Raw genomic sequence first — 17,465 nt, 5'->3', positions numbered from 1 at the left:
TGCAACACAAAAAAACTAGTGATGAACCTAATACACAGTCAACTTTTAAAAATCGGCTATCTAGCCCTTCTGGCATTTATTCTACACGCCTGTGTTTCCCAAAAAGAAAACAAAAACCTCACTTGGTATCAACATCAGGTTATCGAGCAGCTTGTTCTAGAAACGGACTCCAGTTATAGAGTTCAAATTGGTATTATGGCAGCTACCTTCTGGTTAGATAATCAGGATGGTCAACTGACCAAAAAATTAAAACTCCTGCAACAGAGCTACACGCAACGAAATAAAGTTGATGTCGCTGTTCAGCAAGGTACCAACAAAATCATTCGTGTCACTAAATCAGAATAAAACAAGCTTATTCAAGGCAACACAAATGATTTTGGTACCCACCGCAATACCTCAATTCTAGTTAATACCTTCCTCCTGCGCACGGCCTACAATACATGATATTTTTTACCATCTTTTCTCATCACAATACTGCCACGGATAAAGCGATTTATCGATCAATAAATTTTAGTTCATCGTGGTTTCCAAATGGAACACCTCTTCCAAATATTGTTTATATTCCTTTTCGTAATTGTCAATACGTTCTTGAGACGCACCTTTCTCCATATCATGAAAATGGAAACTTCCCAGATGTTCCAATCCGGCAAACTGATTCATCTTGTGAAAACCGAATAAAACACCGGCATCAACGGAATGCTGATCAAAAAATTCATTTTCCATTGTAAAGGCTGTCTCAGGAGCATTCCAGCTCGAAGTCACTAGGTATTTTTTACCCTGCATCAAACCACCGGTACCATAGTTAATGGCCGGATTGTTACGTGAACGACCATCATGTTTATAGATACCGTTGTTGTGACCCGCCGTAAAAACCTCATCGATATAAAGCTTCAGACGATTCGGAACCTGAAACCACCATACAGGAAAATGGTAAATGATAATTTCTGCCCATTTAAAATTTTCAACTTCAACCATTGGATCAAAATCATCGTTGATATTGGTAACCCTTGTTTCAAATCCATTATCACCCAATGTTTCAAGGGTCCAATTTGTTATCGTCGTATTAAAAGAGCCTCCCGAGTGTGCGAATTTCTGTCCGCCATTAATAATAAATATGTTCATTTCTATAATTTTTCTTATTGATAATACAAATTTCTATCATTTTTATAAATCATAAAAATAATTTAAATTATATATTTGTATCATAAAAATAATAACTATGAAATGGAACTTAGAATGGCTTCGTACATTTAAGGCAATCTATGAAACCGGAACATTATCTGCAGCTGCACAGGAATTGTTTATTTCCCAACCTGGTGTCAGCCTACATCTGAATTCCCTGGAAGCGTTTACAGGGTACAAACTTTTTGATCGCTCTGCGCGAAGAATGGTGCCGACCGAAAAGGGAAAAATCTTGTACAACTATGTGATTGATCCGCTTAAAAAACTAGAAACTGGTGAACAGCATTTTCACAAACGTGCATTGGACGAACGTATAACGATCAGTATCGGAATGTGTTTTGAGACTTTTCAGTACACCCTGGAAGAACATATTGCCCAGTTCCCCTTCAATTTAATTATCAAATTTGGAGAATACCCGCAGATGCAGCAGGATCTTGATAATGGCCTATTGGACCTTATTATTACGCCTCAAAAAGGAAACCAGCAGAACCTGCAATACGAAGCGTTCTCAAAAGAACGCATTGTCTTGATTGCGGGGTGTCAGACGGATACATCCACACTGGAAGCACTGCTGAGCGACAATAAAATTAAAGAAGCAGCTCAACTCCTTAAAAAACAATTATGGTATAGCACGGCTGCCGATATGGATCATTTAAAAAACTACTGGTCAACACACTTTGGCGAGCATCCAGACTTTAGCCCCAATTATATCGTTCCTAATATTAGCTCCATCATACGCTGCTTAAGCAACAATACTGGCTTTTCCATCGTTCCCGATTTCCTATGTGCTGAAGCACTTGCTTCCGGGAAAATAAAACTAATCTGGGAAGGGACATCGCCTGTCGAAAATATCCTTTACTTCGGAACGAGAAAGAAAACCATGTACCAGGAAGAAATCGGTCAATTGGAAACGCTATTAAAGGAGAAATGGTAGTCAACTGACTCGTTCATAGCGATAAGATCACCATTAGCTTGGCGCTATTTATTCGCTAGCCGCTCCTGCAATTCCCGACGGAAAGTAATACCGACAGGTAAAGAAGTATTATTGATCTGTACCATGCCATGCTCATATTTGATCACCTTATTGATCGAAGCAATGTAGGATTTGTGGATACGGACAAACTTTGATGCCGGCACCTGTGTGAGAATTTGCTGTGTGGTGCTTGCCGTTAAATAAGTTTGTCCCGGAGTGACAATTTTCACGTAATTGCCAAAGCTCTGGATAAAATCAATCTGCGCTAATTTAACCTCAATGACACGGCCATCCATGCGTATACTAATTGATTTGGGTTCTTCTTCCTGGGGTGGTAGGACCGTGCTATAGGATAGAAAACGTTGAACAGCCTTAAAAAAACGGGGGAACGAGATGGGTTTTAATAAATAATCGACAACGCCATAATCATAGCTTTCCAGTGCGTATTCGGAATAGGCTGTTGTCAAAATCGTCTTGGGTGGGTTATCCAGCATCTTCAGAAACTCCATCCCATTAATTTCGGGCATTTCAATATCCAGGAAGATTAAATCTACTTTGTTCTCCCGAAGAAACTCCAATGCCTCAAAAGCATTATAACATTGAGCGACCAACTCCAGATCAGTACTTCTTTCAATATAATTTACGAGTACATAATGCGCGGCAGGTTCGTCATCAACCACGATACAGCTATTTTTATTCATTGTTTAAAGATTGATAACCAATGATACCTCATACTCCTCTTTCTTGGAATTCGTCGTTAATGTATACCGATTAGGATACAAAAGCTTTAATCGCGCTACTGTATTTTCCAAACCTATTTTCGCCGAAAAAACATTCCTTTTCTTAATGGGAACAGAATTCAGTACATGCAAATATAAGTTCCCTTTTTCAATCTTGATCGAAATATGTACAAAACAATCTTCAATACTGCAGGTTCCGTGTTTAAAAGCATTTTCTACAAAAGTAATCAATAGCATCGGCGCTATCTGATAATTGATATCTTCCTCTTTTTGATAATCAAATTCAATTTTTGTTCGGTAACCTAACCGTTCGCGCTCCAGTTCAATATAACTTGAAATAAAATCAATTTCATCATCCATAGGCACATACTCCCGTTCACTGCTCTCCATTTGATAACGAAGCAGCTGAGACACTTTGATGATCAATTCAGAAGTACGTTCCGGATACTTTAGATTAATACCATAAATGGTATTTAACGTGTTGAATAGAAAATGTGGGTTGAGCTGCTTTTTTAAATGCGACAGTTGCGTTTGATTGGAAAGCAGTTCGCGTCTGGTCTTCACCCGTTGAAAGCGATAAAATTCGATAAATTGTATACTGCCCAATATACAGATCAACGAGCCCAATAGTACACCAAATTGATAATGGAATGTTTTCTGTACAAGATTCTTATAGAGAAAACAATTCTTGTAAATCACGTTGTCCGTTAGCTCTTTTAATAGGATTGCAAAAATGAGCAGGGTTGCCACCGACGCGAACACATACAACAAGGGTTTATTCTTCTTAAGTAGCAGCGGTAATAGAAAGAAACGATTTAACTGAGCGTGCGCATACAGGATCATAAAATAGAACACGCCCATCAGAAAGCCCTTCCAGCTCAAGATCAAAATCCAGTCGTTCAACGTAAAAAGGATAAATGAAAAGATCAATAGAACGATCTCTTGTATTATCTTGTTCTCTAAAACCTTTCTCATCATCCTTATTTTGTTAAAATTCTGTTACAAAGTAAAAGCTTTAAGTTTAAAACAGGAGAAAAATAAATGACGAATTAAATTGGTCACTTTTAAATGCCATAGATCATTTTAAAGGGACATCGGGGTTGCTGTCCTTACTATCTTCGTGTCCATAAATGATAGATAACCTATGCTGAAATTAAATTTAGTGCTATCACTGGCTGTATCACTTGCGACATCCTCTTCCTTCGCTCAGCAACTTACGCTCCGAGACGCGGTAGAACAAGGCATTGCAAATTATGGAATGATCAAGGCAAAGGAATATTATCTCCAGTCTTCCCGGCAGACCAATGAACAAGTCAAACGCGACTTTTGGCCCAACCTGAACATCGTCGCTCAACAGGATTTTGGGACCATTAACGGACAAAATGGCCCGCTGTATGGATTTGGTGGACTTGGTGTGGCTTCGTCGGGAGTAGCCCTTCCGGAACAAAATTGGAATGCTGCATTTGGTGCACTTTACTTAGCCAATGTCAATTGGGACATTTACACCTTTGGACGAAAAAAAGAACGCATCGAATTGGCTAAATCTGACGTTAAAAGACGACAGGCGGATCTCGCTCAGGAAAGGTTCCAGCATAAAGTCAAGATTGCCGCAGCTTACCTCAATTTATTGGCCAGTCAACGATTGGAAAAAAATCAACAGATGAATCTCAATCGTGCACTCGTATTTTTAAATATTGCTGCCACCAAAGTAAAAAATGGACTATTGCCCGGGGTAGATTCTACACTCGCTTCAGCGGAAGTATCGCGTGCAAAAATCAGCCTCAACCAGGCCAGCGAAAATGTGAAGGAGCAAAACAATAAGTTGACGGTATTAATGGGGATTCCAACCAAGGAACTTCAAATAGATACTGCCCTGGTGGAGAAAACACCTGTCCAGCGCACACCTCTTTCCAACAATTTGATTGAAAACAACCCTTTGCTGCAATTTTATCAAAGCAACATTGACCTAGGCGACCAACAAATAAAACTATCCACCAAAGAGTATCTTCCTACGGTAAGCGCATTCGGTGTCTTCCAGACCAGGGGTTCTGGTTTTAAGAGCGACTACATCACGGATTTACAAGCCTACAGCACAAATTATTGGCAAGGGGTTCGTCCCAGTAGGCAAAATTATCTCTTGGGATTGGGCATAAACTGGAATCTGACTTCGATTGCACGCATTAATAAAAAAATCAGTGCACAACGCTTTACCAATGATGCCCTAAGAGAAGAATACCAAACTGCCGAAGCCCAATTGACCGCACAGCTGGATGCTGCTGATGTGAAAATCCAACTGGCCCTAAAAAGTGATTTAGAAGCTCCCCGACAAGTGTCGGCAGCTCAGCAAGCTTACCACCAAAAAATGACGATGTATAAAAACGGTCTAGCGACACTTGTAGACGTTACACAAACCCTTTACACACTCAATAGAGCCGAAACTGACCGAGAGATCGTCCACATTAACCTTTGGCAGTCGCTGTTACTCAAAGCCGCAGCCGCGGGAGATTTTGATATTTTCAACAACGAACTATAAATAACATTACATGAATTTAATACGTTTTGCCTTACGCAAGCCAATATCCATCCTCGTACTCGTATTGGGACTTATTGTCTTTGGCATAGGTGCCGTTCGATCGATCAAGGTGGATATCCTGCCAAAAATGAACCTTCCGGTTATTTATATTGCTCATCCATTTGGTGGCTATTCGCCGGATCAGATGGAATCTTATTTTGCTAAAAACTACGTCAATATCCTTCTTTTTGCCAATGGGGTCAAGTCTATTGAGACCAAGAATATTCAAGGTCTGACCTTAATGAAAGTATCGTATTACGAAGACACCAACATGGCACAGGCTGCAGCCGAGCTAAGCGCCCTGGCCAATCGGATCCAGGCCTCCTTTCCTCCAGGCTCGCAACCGCCGTTCATCATTCGCTTTGATGCCTCGTCCCTTCCTGTAGGTCAACTGGTTTTGAGCAGTAGCAAACGATCCAATAATGAACTGCAAGATCTGGCCAACGTCTATGTCCGGGCATCGTTTACGTCAATCCCCGGTCTATTGTCGCCACCTCCTTTTGGGGGAAGTCCACGTACCATTGAGGTCAACGTTGATCCCGATTTAATGCGTAGCCACCATATGACGCCCGATCAGGTCGTAGAAGCGCTAAGACTAAACAATCAAACCGCTCCGGCAGGAAACGTACGTATTCAGGACAAAAACTACATTACACCAACGAACAATACGATCAAAGAGGTCAAAGATTTTGAAAAAATCCCGCTATTTAAAGGTGGAGTACAAAATCTTTACCTTGGCGATATTGCTACCGTAAAAGATGGTGCCGACGTTACCGCAGGCTATGCTTTGGTCAACGGCAAACGTTCTGTGTACGTTAGTATTGCCAAAGCCGGCGACGCCTCAACCTGGGAGGTCGTGCAGAATTTAAAATCAGCCTTACCAAAGATTCAGGAGAATTTACCCGACGACGTCAAATTATCCTATGAATTTGATCAATCCGTCTATGTCATCAATTCCGTAAAGAGTCTGATTACCGAAGGTGCCATCGGCGCTATCCTGACCGGACTTATGGTGCTCCTATTTTTAGGTGATCGGAGAGCTGCGCTGATTGTTATCCTAACCATACCGATATCCGTGATATCCGGCGTGCTCTTTCTGAAACTTTTCGGGCAGACCATCAACCTCATGTCCCTCAGTGGACTGGCTTTGGCTATTGGTATCCTGGTCGACGAAAGTACGGTAACGATCGAGAATATACACCAGCATCTGGATATGGGTAAACCCAAAGCCCTGGCGATCTGGGATGCCTGTAAAGAGATCGCCTTACCCAAATTATTGATCCTGCTCTGTATACTAGCCGTATTTGCGCCAGCATTTACCATGACAGGCATCCCGGGTTCGTTATTTCTTCCCTTGGCCCTGTCCATTGGCTTCTCCATGATCATATCCTTTCTCCTTTCGCAGACATTTGTTCCCATCATGGCCAACTGGCTGATGAAAGATCATGCGCATAAGGCTCCACATGCGACCAAATCCGAGGGTTTAAATGCAGATGAAGCGCAATTTGCTGCAACTGGACTGACCGTAGCATCCGAGCAGGATACCCTGGATCAGAAGAAACTATTGGTGGAACGGGAAGACTTTAACAACGATGGAAAGATCAGTATTTTTGAACGGTTCAGAAACAGGTTCATGAAAATGATCGACCGTTTGTTCAAAAGGAAGAAAACCATTACTGTAGTTTATCTGCTGGGAGCAATAAGTCTTGTTGTCATTTTACTTTCCACAATCGGCCAGGATGTATTTCCGAGGGTCAACTCGGGACAGTTCCAAATGCGTCTTCGTGCAGCGGAAGGCACACGGATCGAGCGCACCGAAGAAAAAGCAAAACTAGCGCTGGCCGAATTGGAAAAACTGGTTGGGAAAGAACATATCAGCATATCATCTGTCTATATCGGGCAACATCCGGGGCAATTTTCCGTTTCGCCGATCTATCTTTTCATGGCTGGTCCACATGAAGCTGTTTTCCAGATTGCACTGAAAGACTACCATCACGATATGGACAGTTTCCGTGATGAGTACCGCAAGCGGCTTAAAGCTGCATTGCCAGATGTGCAAGTATCTTTTGAACCGATCGAACTTACCGATAAAGTGTTAAGTCAAGGATCGCCCACACCTATTGAAGTTCGGATTGCAGGAAAAAACAAAAAGAACAACGAGAAGTACGCCGGTAAATTGATTGCAGAATTAAAAACAATCCCTTACTTTAGAGATGTGCAACTAGCACAATCCATCAAATATCCTTCGTACGACATTAAGATAGATCGCATTAGGGCTGCACAATTGGGCGTTGACCTCAGCGAAGTCACACGATCACTCATCGCTTCTACTTCTTCTTCACGCTATACGGAAAAGAACACCTGGATCGATGAAAAAGCCGGGCTTTCCTACAACGTCCAGGTTCAGGTTCCTATCGATAAAATGAAAGATGAGAAAGAAATCGGTGAAATTCCTTTGTTGAAAAATTCAGCGCGTCCTATTCTGAGCGACGTTGCGACGATCACACCGTCCTTTACTTATGGCGAAAACGACAATCTAGGGGCAATGCCCTATGTATCAGTTACAGCAAATATTGATCATACCGATTTAAAAACAGCCTCCAAGGATGTACAGCGCAGTATCAAAGCCCTTGGTGAACTCCCTCGTGGGCTATCCATGGAGCAAATAGGACTTGGAAAAGTATTGTTAGAGACCATGAGCAGCCTCGAATCGGGTCTAGCTGTGGCCATTATCGTTATATTCCTGATGCTATCGGCTAACTTTCAATCGTTCAAAGTTTCTATGGTTGTGCTCACGACAGTGCCTGCGGTTGTGCTGGGCTCATTGCTTCTGCTGTTGTTGACAGGATCTACCCTCAACTTACAATCCTATATGGGAATTATCATGTCGGTGGGTGTATCCATTGCGAATGCTGTTTTGCTCATCACCAATGCTGAACATATCCGTCGGCATCATGGCGATGCGCTGGCTGCAGCCCGTGAGGCAGCATCCTTACGGCTCCGGCCTATTATCATGACCAGTTTGGCCATGATTGTAGGCATGCTCCCTATGGCCATTGGCCATGGCGAAGGTGGCGAACAAGTTTCACCACTCGGTAGGGCCGTCATTGGCGGATTACTATTTTCGACTTTTGCCGTACTCGTCATCTTACCTCTCATATTTGCCTGGGCGCAGGAAAAAAGCAGTACACAATCGATCTCATTAGATCCTGAAGACAAAGACAGCAAGCACTATATTGCCGCATTAAAACCTTTATCGTAAAAGCAGTATCATCTATAAAATATGAAAAATAATTTGTTCAAAATAGTAGCTATCGCCGGTCTGATCGCATCCTTAGCCGGATGCCATTCGGCTGCTGAGGAAAATGCAAAAAAAGAAAGTCCCGAAGCTGCAGCTCCGGCAATGGAGACCTTTGTACCCACCAAACAGAAATTAACAAATAAAATGCAGATTCCTGGGGAAATCACGGGATTCCAACAGGTCGAGATATACGCCAAGGTAAGCAGTTATGTCAAGAGCCTCAATGTGGACATCGGAAGTCAAGTGCATGCCGGTCAGCTATTAGCTGTATTGGAGGCTCCCGAATTAAGTTCACAACTATCAGCCGCAAAATCACGTTTCAAATCCCAGGAGGCCATCTATATGGCGACCAAAAGCACTTACGACAGACTCTTTGAAACCAGTAAAGTCGAGGGAACGGTGGCGAGACTGGATCTAGAGGTGGCCGAAGCAAAAAAGAATGCCGATTTTGCACAATATCAAGCCGCTAAATCCGCCTACGCCGAAGTTCAAAATCTATTGAATTATTTAGAAATCAGGGCGCCCTTTGATGGTGTCATCGCTACAAGAAATGTCAATCAGGGCGCTTATGTCGGACCTGCTGGCCGTGGTTCGGAAATGCCCATCATGACCATTCAACAACAACGTAAACTCCGGTTAGCCGTTGCTGTTCCAGAACAATATTCGGGTTTTTTAGCGGAAAACCAGCCCTTACAATTTACGGTCAAATCATTGCCTGGACAAACATTCTCCGGTAAGATCGCACGTAAATCGGGGGCATTGGACAGCCGGTTAAGAGCTGAACGGGTAGAAATTGATATTATCAATACCGACAACAAGCTATTGCCCGGTATGGTCGCCGAGGTCGAATTGCCTTTGACTTCCCAAGACAGCACTTTCGTTGTGCCAAAATCAGCGGTATTTACATCCGGTGAAGGGAATTTTGTAATTGCTGTCGTTGCTGGCAAAACACAACGTCTCCCGGTTCAGAAAGGGCGCAGCATAAATGGTCAGACCGAAATTTTTGGTGACTTAAAGGGGGGCGTTACGCTGGTCAGCAAAGCAGATGAAGAGATTATAGATGGTACGTCGGTCAACTAAGACGCTCATGAATTTGAAGTTCTCATAACTAACAAAAACCGAACCCGATTTAGACGGGTTCGGTTCTTAAAATTTCCTAAATTTCCATACATTGAAATGGCTATACGAATTCAACAAATCGGAGTGCCTTTATTATTGGTCAATCTAGCTTTCATGGTTAAGTCTGGATGCTATTGCCCTTCTTTCGGGTCAATTGCGGCAGCCACTGCAGTGAGCGCCAAGGCTCCCCCAACAATCATCGCTCCTTGTCCTTTTTTCTCTTTAACAGCCACCACATCCCCACGCCTATTATATAATTCAATTATATTGTTAAGCGCTACAGCACCCGTCTGCCAAAGCTGGGCAGCATAAAATCTTTGCTCCGTAGTTTTAGCGACCACTTTACCATCTTCCAAAATAGAATAACTTAGATAGCTCCTTAAACTGTATGGTGATTCAGCACCTTCAAATTGCGCAAGTTTCACTGCATAACTCTCCCCATTCATATCATACATATACACTTTCTCTTTTCGAGATGATCGTACAATGGCTTTAACATCATTTTTAAAATCAAAATAATGCCCATCCACATAGGCATGTGGTGGGATAAGTACCACATCTTTAGGTAAACTTACCGATCCCGTAATATAACCATTAACCCATGCGTCGTTGAATAACGTTGCATTTCGAGTATCTATATTGGAAACAGAGGCGTTCACCTTTCCGTTAAAATCGGCTTTTTCGGCTGAATAGCCTACCGCTTTACCGTTAATAACCAAGGCCGAACTTTTAAGATCCCATAAGATCGGCTTATCAATTTTGTTTTCTATCCGCAGATAAATTCGACCATCTCGGTCGGCAAAGGAATAATCGATTTGTAGCGTATCATTATCAAAAGAAAATGTTCCTTTGTCTTCATCTTTCTTTACATTCTCGCCGTTGAATGTCATGAGGTAGTTAGAAGAACAGGCTGAAAGAAAAACAGCACAATAAATTGGCATGAGCATTTTAAATACTTTTCGCATAACATCAGGATATTTTAGTGCAACTATAACGGTTATAGAATCGTTGTCCAACAATATAAAAATTATTCTAAAGAATACAGTGAAATAATATAAAAAAAATCTGATTATTTCTCTCTTAAAAGGACATTTTTCTGTATTAATAGGGATGCTATTGTGTTGTGCACCAATTGACACTAAAACAATACCAACTGGTAAACTAACAAGGTATTTATAGGTATTTATAGGGGGATAGCAGGGTGTTAACAGGGGTATATCCCTGTTAACACCCTGCTATCTCCGCGTAGTCTTCCTGTTATATCACGGTTAATGTAGGTATTGGTATAGCTTTGGTATCAAGTAAATAATAGGGTGCTTTTACTATTGCTTAGAAAGCATGGAATTTTAGTGATGCATAGCGACTTTTTTAAAACGAATGCAAAAGCTATATTTACAAAAACCTAAACCCATGTTCATGAAAGAGAAATTTATCGACAGAAAGGATCAACAGGCCAATAAGATATTTGAAAGAAGGACATTATCTTCCGATTATAGAACGATTATTCCCTTACTGTCTCCAGGAATGAAAATATTGGATGTAGGCTGCGGCACAGGTACACTGACCAATGAGGTTGCGGCACATATCGGTGACGGGACAATAATCGGTCTGGATAACACTGCTGCTTTTATAGACAGTGGAAAGGAGCTGTATGCTAGCACTAGAAATTTAAGTCTTGTCTGCTGTAATATTTTCGACTACAAGCCGCCACATGAGTTTGACTTGATTATTACAGCGCGCACCATGCAGTGGTTAAGCGATATTCCTAAAGCACTGGATCTTTTCAAATCCTGGCTAAAGCCTGCTGGGCAAATTTCTATTTTAGATTACAACCATACCACGATCGAGTGGAATCCCGCTCCACCAGAGAGCATGCTTGAATTTTATCGTACTTTCCTTAGATGGCGAGAAGATGCAGGCATGAATAATCGGGTTGCCGATACAGTAGCCGCACTTCTACAGGAAGCAGGGTTCAATGCAATTCACGTGATCAATGCTGATCAAGTTTATAAAAGAGGAGAAGACAATTTTGGAGTAAACTTAGCCATCTGGAACAAAGTGGCCCAGTCGCGACAAATGGTCATCGAAGGTTATATTACTGACGAACTTCGCTTGCAGGCTATTGAGGAATATACAAGATGGATAGAAACAGAAGCGACAAGCATGACACTCAAAATGAACGATGTGAGGGCTAGCAATTCTTATCTGTGAGCGTATTAACGCCACCTGAGAAGTAGACGTTGTGTTCGCGGTGATCCGAAAAATATAAACAGCAAAGTAAGTCGCTAAAATGACGACTTACTTTCCTGTATGCTCTAACCAATCTTCATAGGAAAGCACCCCTAATTCGGGTCTACCCTCTCCTTCCAAAACTGCAATAAACTCCAATTGATTGCCATCCGGATCATTAAAGTAAATGGCCAATGCCGGCATCCATGCAAAGACCATCGGTGCTTCGATCCCATCTTTTAAAAAATTATAAGGGGTCAGGTCACGAGTTTTCAGATAGTCCACGGCGTAATTCAGTATATCTTCTTTATCCGCTCTAAAAGCAAAATGTCTCGGCTGAAAATTTGTTTCTTCCTGCCATAAGCCTAACATATTGTCTTTTCCGGGGCCAATCCATAGGAAAACAATGGGACGCGTCGGATCGCGATGTGCCACACGTAATCCCAATACTTCTGTATAAAATGCGACAGATTTGGTTAAATCCCTAACCTGGATATGTGTTTCGTATAAGCCTTGTATCATAAATTATATCGTTTTAAATTATTCGCATTCATGTGTAGTTGTCTCGCGATGTCAATATAAGATCGGATGGGTATGAAGCATGCCGTGTACTTATATTGGCCGTAACTTTCGCCTTTCGTAACCGCAATTTAACTCAATTGCAAAACTAAAACCAGTAAAAAAGCTAAATAAGACAGAAAGATGATGATTTATGATCTCACAATTTGATTTAAGGGAAAACAACCTTATCTTGTAACTAAACACATTAAGCTATGCCTGATACCCTTCTCTTTCAAAAATATGTGTCTGGTGATTTCACCGACTTCCAAGACTTGGTGAAGGAGGATGATGTCATGAAATATATTACTGGCAAAGGCTTGTCCAACGCACAGGCGCGAAAAAAATTCGAGTCGATTCTCGAACTCAACCAAGATCCGGATTTAGGTTATTTCAAAGTAATTGAAGCAGATACGCAAAAACTTTTAGGGGACTGTAAGCTCGTTAACTACAAAAAAGATGCAACCGTATTTGAAATAGGCTATTTGCTCCGCAAGGAACACTGGGGCAAAGGTTTAGGGACGCAGATTTGTAAGTCAATGCTCGCACTAGCGACAGCATTGGATCCAAATAAGGATGTCATCGGCATTATTGATCCCGATAACACCGCTTCGAAACGCCTGTTAAGCAAATTCGGATTCAAGAGTTTTTTCGTCGGGATCGAAGACGCTATTGCGACCGAAAAACTGATCCTCAAACGAACCGCAATCAAATAAACAAAGCCCATTCGTTTATTAGAAACAATCTTTTCAGCCCATGCCCGAGTCAAACAAAAAATCCATGAAGCTTAAGGTAAAAACAAACTGTAAAGCACACGAAAGCCTTCAGGATACCTTATCATTCTTTGGCGTAAATTGTCATCGCCCCTATTACATTTCTTCTGGCAATCCGATTTTTGAATACCCCAGTAATGCTTTTCGTATCGACTTTTATGCGATCTGTATCTGTACCGAAGGGGATATCAATATTGAAATCGATAATCAGGAATACCATTTCTCAAAGCATAAGATTCTCGTATCCGCACCGACAACAATTATCCGATTTTCACAGGTCAGTCCTAACTTTAGAATGAAGCTTATTTTCTTTGACAAAGCATTTCTTCTTAAACATATTGTCAATCCATTCTTTATCGAACAACTGGGACTTTTCAAAAATTCGACCTTTACCATCGTTAATGCTAAAGATAATCTTGTCGACAAATTAATAAAATTAATAGATTACCTTAAGGATGTTACTTTACGGACGACACGTTTTACAGCAGACATCATTCGGACAATCATCTTTAATTTATTATTGGAAATCGCCGACGAATTGGCTACCGAACACCAAATTCCTGCAGACAGTACCCAAGAAACAAATCATCTGTTCTATAAGTTTACGAACTTAGTTCAACGCTATGGAAGTCGATACAAAGAAGTACAGTATTATGCCGATAAGTTGTTTATTTCAAACAAATACCTTATTCATGTTGTAAAGAGAGCCTCTGGTAAAACGCCGCATGAAATTATTGACGAGTATGTACTTAAAGAAGCCTATGTGCTGCTGGGGAACCCCGAAAAAACAATTTCACAAATTTCGTATGAAATCGGCTTCCATTCCATTTCGGCATTCGGTCGTTTTTTCAAAAAATACTCCACCTTATCGCCGTCTGAATACCGAAAGCAACAAAATATGTAGGAATCGGAAATTCGGTAGAACAATAGCGAATTTGAGGGCACAAATGTTTCAGATGGTATCGGTAACTTTAGTCAAGGATTAAAAACCATACGTATCATGAAAGAAATCACCTCCAAATTCGACAACGTATTGAATGCATCTGCCGAATGTAAAAACGTTAATCATGAACCTGATTCGAGCAAAGAGGTTCAACGTAATACACCAAAAAAATCGATGCCCTTTTCTGATCAGATCGGTAATTATCAGCGCAATAAAGGCATTCCCCCAAAATCATATAAAGACAGTAAAATCTACATCGTCGGAAGTGGTATCGCAGGGATGTCCGCGGCTTATTATTTTATCCGTGACGGACATGTTCCTGCGGAGAACATCACCTTTCTTGAACAGCTCCATGTGGAAGGTGGCTCGTTAGATGGTGCTGGCAACGCAGCCGATGGTTATATCATCCGCGGTGGCAGGGAAATGGATATGACCTATGAAAATCTTTGGGACATGTTTCAGGATATCCCTGCATTGGAGATGCCTGCCCCGTATAGTGTTTTGGACGAGTACCGTTTGATCAATGATAATGATCCCAATTACTCGAAAGCAAGGCTCATTCATAAATTGGGTGAAATAAAAGATTTCAGTAAATTTGAATTGAGCAAAATGGATCAGCTGGCCATCATTCGCCTGCTGCTCAAAAATAAAGAAGACTTAGATGACTTAACCATCGAAGACTACTTCAGCGAATCATTTTTATCCAGCAATTTCTGGACCTTCTGGCGTACCATGTTCGCTTTCGAAAACTGGCATAGTTTACTTGAGCTGAAATTGTACATGCATCGTTTTTTACATGCGATCGATGGACTGAACGACCTTTCGTCATTGGTATTCCCTAAATACAATCAATACGATACTTTTGTAACCCCATTGCGCAAAGTACTCCAAAGCAAAGGGGTAAACATTCAGTTTAATGTGCTGGTCAAAGACCTCGATATCCAAAGCAATACCGAAGGAAAAGTCGTGGAGGCGCTTATCACAGAACAAGATGGTAAAGCGGTGAAAATTCCAATTGGAAAAGACGATTTCGTCATTGTTACCACCGGATCAATGACCGAAGACACCTTTTATGGAGATAACAAAAACGCACCGATCATTGGTATAGACAATAGCAGCAGCGGTCAAAGCGCAGGCTGGAAGCTCTGGAAAAACCTTGCCGCCAAATCAGCTATATTTGGTAGGCCCGAAAAATTTTGCAGTAACATCGAAAAATCAGCCTGGGAGTCTGCAACGCTGACTTGTAAGCCTTCGGCTTTAGTCGAAAAACTAAAAGAATATTCCGTCAACGACCCTTATTCCGGCAAAACAGTTACTGGCGGTATTATCACCATTACTGATTCCAACTGGTTGGTGAGTTTCACTTGTAATAGGCAGCCTCACTTTCCGGCTCAGCCAGACGATGTCCTTGTCTTGTGGGTATATGCCTTATTTATGGATAAAGAAGGAAATTACATTAAAAAGCCAATGCCCCAATGTACGGGAGATGAAATTCTAGCCGAGTTATGTTACCATCTGGGCATTATTGAGCAACTGGACGATGTTATCACAAATACCATTGTGCGTACGGCGTTTATGCCCTACATTACGTCTATGTTTATGCCTAGAGCAAAGGGTGACCGTCCAAGAGTTGTCCCTGAAGGCTGCAAAAATCTTGGCTTGGTCGGTCAGTTTGTCGAAACTAATAACGATGTGGTTTTTACCATGGAAAGCTCAGTACGTACAGCACGGATTGCCGTATATGAACTTTTAAACTTAAATAAACAGGTTCCAGATATCAATCCCCTTCAATACGACATCCGTCATCTCTTAAAAGCGGCCAAAACGTTAAATGACGACAAACCGTTTATAGGAGAAGGTTTACTGCGTAAACTATTGAAAGGCACTTATTTTGAACATATCCTACCGCTTGGTTCCGCTGACGAAGAAGAGCATGAATCCTTTCTCACAGAACAGATCAGCAAATTCAAAGATTGGTTAAAAGGAATTAAAGGATAAGGATCACAGCATGCGCCATGGTTTCGCGGCGTATGTTTTTACGAATTGAAAAAATAATAACATCATGGACTTTAAAAATATTACGATAGCAGGCAGCGGAGTTTTAGGTTATCAAATTGCTTTCCAAGCTGCTTTTCATGGCTATGAAGTTACCGTATATGACATCAACGATGAGGTACTTGAAAAAGCAAAAGCTAAATTTGATCTTATGGCGCAGGCATTCGAGAAAGATCTTCATGCGAGTAAGGAACAACTGGCTTCAACCTTTGACAGGCTCAGTTACGATTCAAACCTTGCTTCGGCAGTAGCGAACGCAGATTTTCTGATCGAAGCCGTTCCCGAAAACCCTGCCATTAAAATAGGTTTCTATCAGGAGTTAGCGAAAGTCGCTCCGGAGAAAACCATTTTTGCGACAAACTCTTCCACCCTACTACCAAGTCAGTTTGCCCAAGAAACTGGCCGTCCGGAGAAGTTCCTGGCCCTACATTTTGCCAATGAGATCTGGAAGCACAATACAGCAGAAATTATGGGCCATCCAGGCACAGACAAAACAGTATTTGAGCAGGTGGTCAACTTTTCAAAATCCATTGGGATGGTTGCACTGCCACTGCATAAGGAGCAGCCTGGCTATATTGTAAACTCCTTACTTGTTCCGCTACTATCGGCAGCAACGGATCTTTTGGTCAACGAAGTAGCCGATGCCCAAACAATCGACAAGACTTGGATGGTTGCCACGGGAGCGCCAACGGGCCCCTTTGGCATACTCGATATCGTTGGCATCACAACTGCCTATAATATCAACAAAATGAGTGCCGAGGCAGCCAATGATCCCATAAAGATCAAAACTGTAGCCTATCTTAAAGAACATTTCATAGACAAGAACAAATTAGGCGTCGCTACCGGGGAAGGGTTCTATACCTATCCCAATCCAGCCTATCAATCGCCAGACTTTTTGAAGTAATGGACTGGCTTTCGAAAGAACGCGATTTCAATAAACAGCTCGTTCGCGATCTTACAAGATAACGGATAAATAAAGACTTGTTGCACAGCACATAAAAAGAGGGTGTCCGAAAAGTC

General features: G+C 41.7%; 15 protein-coding genes. 10 read left to right on the top strand and 5 right to left on the bottom strand.

The window, feature by feature from the left end; translation table 11 throughout:
- The first annotated feature begins 21 nt into the window (after positions 1-21).
- Positions 22-345, top strand: coding sequence for a hypothetical protein (locus tag B3139_RS17175; protein ID WP_293884770.1), 324 nt, complete (start codon positions 22-24; stop codon positions 343-345).
- 165 nt (positions 346-510) lie between these two features.
- Here B3139_RS17175 and B3139_RS17170 read toward each other — a convergent pair whose 3' ends face one another.
- On the bottom strand, positions 511-1,122 hold the full coding sequence (locus B3139_RS17170) for an NAD(P)H-dependent oxidoreductase (protein WP_293884769.1): 612 nt from the start codon (positions 1,120-1,122) through the stop codon (positions 511-513).
- Positions 1,123-1,219: 97 nt separating this feature from the next.
- On the opposite strand from B3139_RS17170, the gene B3139_RS17165 reads away from it, so the two are divergent.
- Positions 1,220-2,116 (top strand): LysR family transcriptional regulator, encoded by an 897-nt coding sequence (locus B3139_RS17165; RefSeq protein ID WP_293884768.1) that lies wholly within the window; start codon positions 1,220-1,222, stop codon positions 2,114-2,116.
- 44 nt (positions 2,117-2,160) lie between these two features.
- Here the strand turns inward: B3139_RS17165 and B3139_RS17160 are convergent, their stop codons facing one another.
- Both B3139_RS17160 and B3139_RS17155 read right to left on the bottom strand, forming a co-directional pair.
- Entirely contained in the window at positions 2,161-2,856 is a 696-nt protein-coding gene (locus B3139_RS17160) for a LytR/AlgR family response regulator transcription factor (protein ID WP_293884767.1), read from the bottom strand.
- Between the two features lie 3 nt (positions 2,857-2,859).
- Positions 2,860-3,873 carry a sensor histidine kinase gene (locus B3139_RS17155; protein WP_293884766.1) on the bottom strand — a complete coding sequence of 338 codons (1,014 nt, stop codon included), beginning with the start codon at positions 3,871-3,873 and terminating at the stop codon, positions 2,860-2,862.
- Positions 3,874-4,039: 166 nt separating this feature from the next.
- On the opposite strand from B3139_RS17155, the gene B3139_RS17150 reads away from it, so the two are divergent.
- Genes B3139_RS17150 through B3139_RS17140 form a run of 3 tightly spaced genes read left to right on the top strand, consistent with a single transcriptional unit; the run spans position 4,040 to position 9,848 of the window.
- Positions 4,040-5,428, top strand: coding sequence for a TolC family protein (locus tag B3139_RS17150; protein ID WP_293884765.1), 1,389 nt, complete (start codon positions 4,040-4,042; stop codon positions 5,426-5,428).
- 10 nt (positions 5,429-5,438) lie between these two features.
- The gene (locus tag B3139_RS17145) at positions 5,439-8,729 is read left to right on the top strand and encodes an efflux RND transporter permease subunit (RefSeq protein ID WP_293884764.1); all 3,291 of its coding nucleotides are present in this window, start codon (positions 5,439-5,441) and stop codon (positions 8,727-8,729) included.
- Positions 8,730-8,750: 21 nt separating this feature from the next.
- Complete coding sequence (locus tag B3139_RS17140) at positions 8,751-9,848, top strand: efflux RND transporter periplasmic adaptor subunit (RefSeq protein ID WP_293884763.1); 1,098 nt, start codon at positions 8,751-8,753, stop codon at positions 9,846-9,848.
- Positions 9,849-10,018: 170 nt separating this feature from the next.
- Here the strand turns inward: B3139_RS17140 and B3139_RS17135 are convergent, their stop codons facing one another.
- On the bottom strand, positions 10,019-10,852 hold the full coding sequence (locus B3139_RS17135; protein ID WP_293884762.1) for a hypothetical protein: 834 nt from the start codon (positions 10,850-10,852) through the stop codon (positions 10,019-10,021).
- A gap of 451 nt (positions 10,853-11,303) precedes the next feature.
- On the opposite strand from B3139_RS17135, the gene B3139_RS17130 reads away from it, so the two are divergent.
- Complete coding sequence (locus B3139_RS17130; RefSeq protein ID WP_293884761.1) at positions 11,304-12,098, top strand: class I SAM-dependent methyltransferase; 795 nt, start codon at positions 11,304-11,306, stop codon at positions 12,096-12,098.
- Between the two features lie 87 nt (positions 12,099-12,185).
- On the opposite strand, the gene B3139_RS17125 is transcribed toward B3139_RS17130, so the two are convergent.
- Complete coding sequence (locus tag B3139_RS17125; protein WP_293884760.1) at positions 12,186-12,638, bottom strand: VOC family protein; 453 nt, start codon at positions 12,636-12,638, stop codon at positions 12,186-12,188.
- Positions 12,639-12,889: 251 nt separating this feature from the next.
- Here B3139_RS17125 and B3139_RS17120 point away from each other — a divergent pair, with 251 nt between their 5' ends.
- The 4 genes from B3139_RS17120 (at position 12,890) to B3139_RS17105 (ending at position 17,349) form a co-directional block, all read left to right on the top strand.
- Positions 12,890-13,390, top strand: coding sequence for a GNAT family N-acetyltransferase (locus B3139_RS17120; RefSeq protein ID WP_293884759.1), 501 nt, complete (start codon positions 12,890-12,892; stop codon positions 13,388-13,390).
- Between the two features lie 64 nt (positions 13,391-13,454).
- Positions 13,455-14,351, top strand: coding sequence for a helix-turn-helix domain-containing protein (locus B3139_RS17115; RefSeq protein ID WP_293884758.1), 897 nt, complete (start codon positions 13,455-13,457; stop codon positions 14,349-14,351).
- Between the two features lie 96 nt (positions 14,352-14,447).
- On the top strand, positions 14,448-16,388 hold the full coding sequence (locus B3139_RS17110; RefSeq protein ID WP_293884757.1) for an oleate hydratase: 1,941 nt from the start codon (positions 14,448-14,450) through the stop codon (positions 16,386-16,388).
- A 64-nt stretch (positions 16,389-16,452) separates the two neighbouring features.
- The gene (locus B3139_RS17105; RefSeq protein WP_293884756.1) at positions 16,453-17,349 is read left to right on the top strand and encodes a 3-hydroxyacyl-CoA dehydrogenase; all 897 of its coding nucleotides are present in this window, start codon (positions 16,453-16,455) and stop codon (positions 17,347-17,349) included.
- Positions 17,350-17,465 lie beyond the last annotated feature (116 nt).

Origin of the sequence: Sphingobacterium sp. UBA1498 (assembly GCF_002325125.1) — a bacterium.
Classification (GTDB): domain Bacteria; phylum Bacteroidota; class Bacteroidia; order Sphingobacteriales; family Sphingobacteriaceae; genus Sphingobacterium.
The sequence above is the reverse complement of the archived record's forward strand: the minus strand, read 5'-3'. Positions and strand labels throughout refer to the sequence as shown.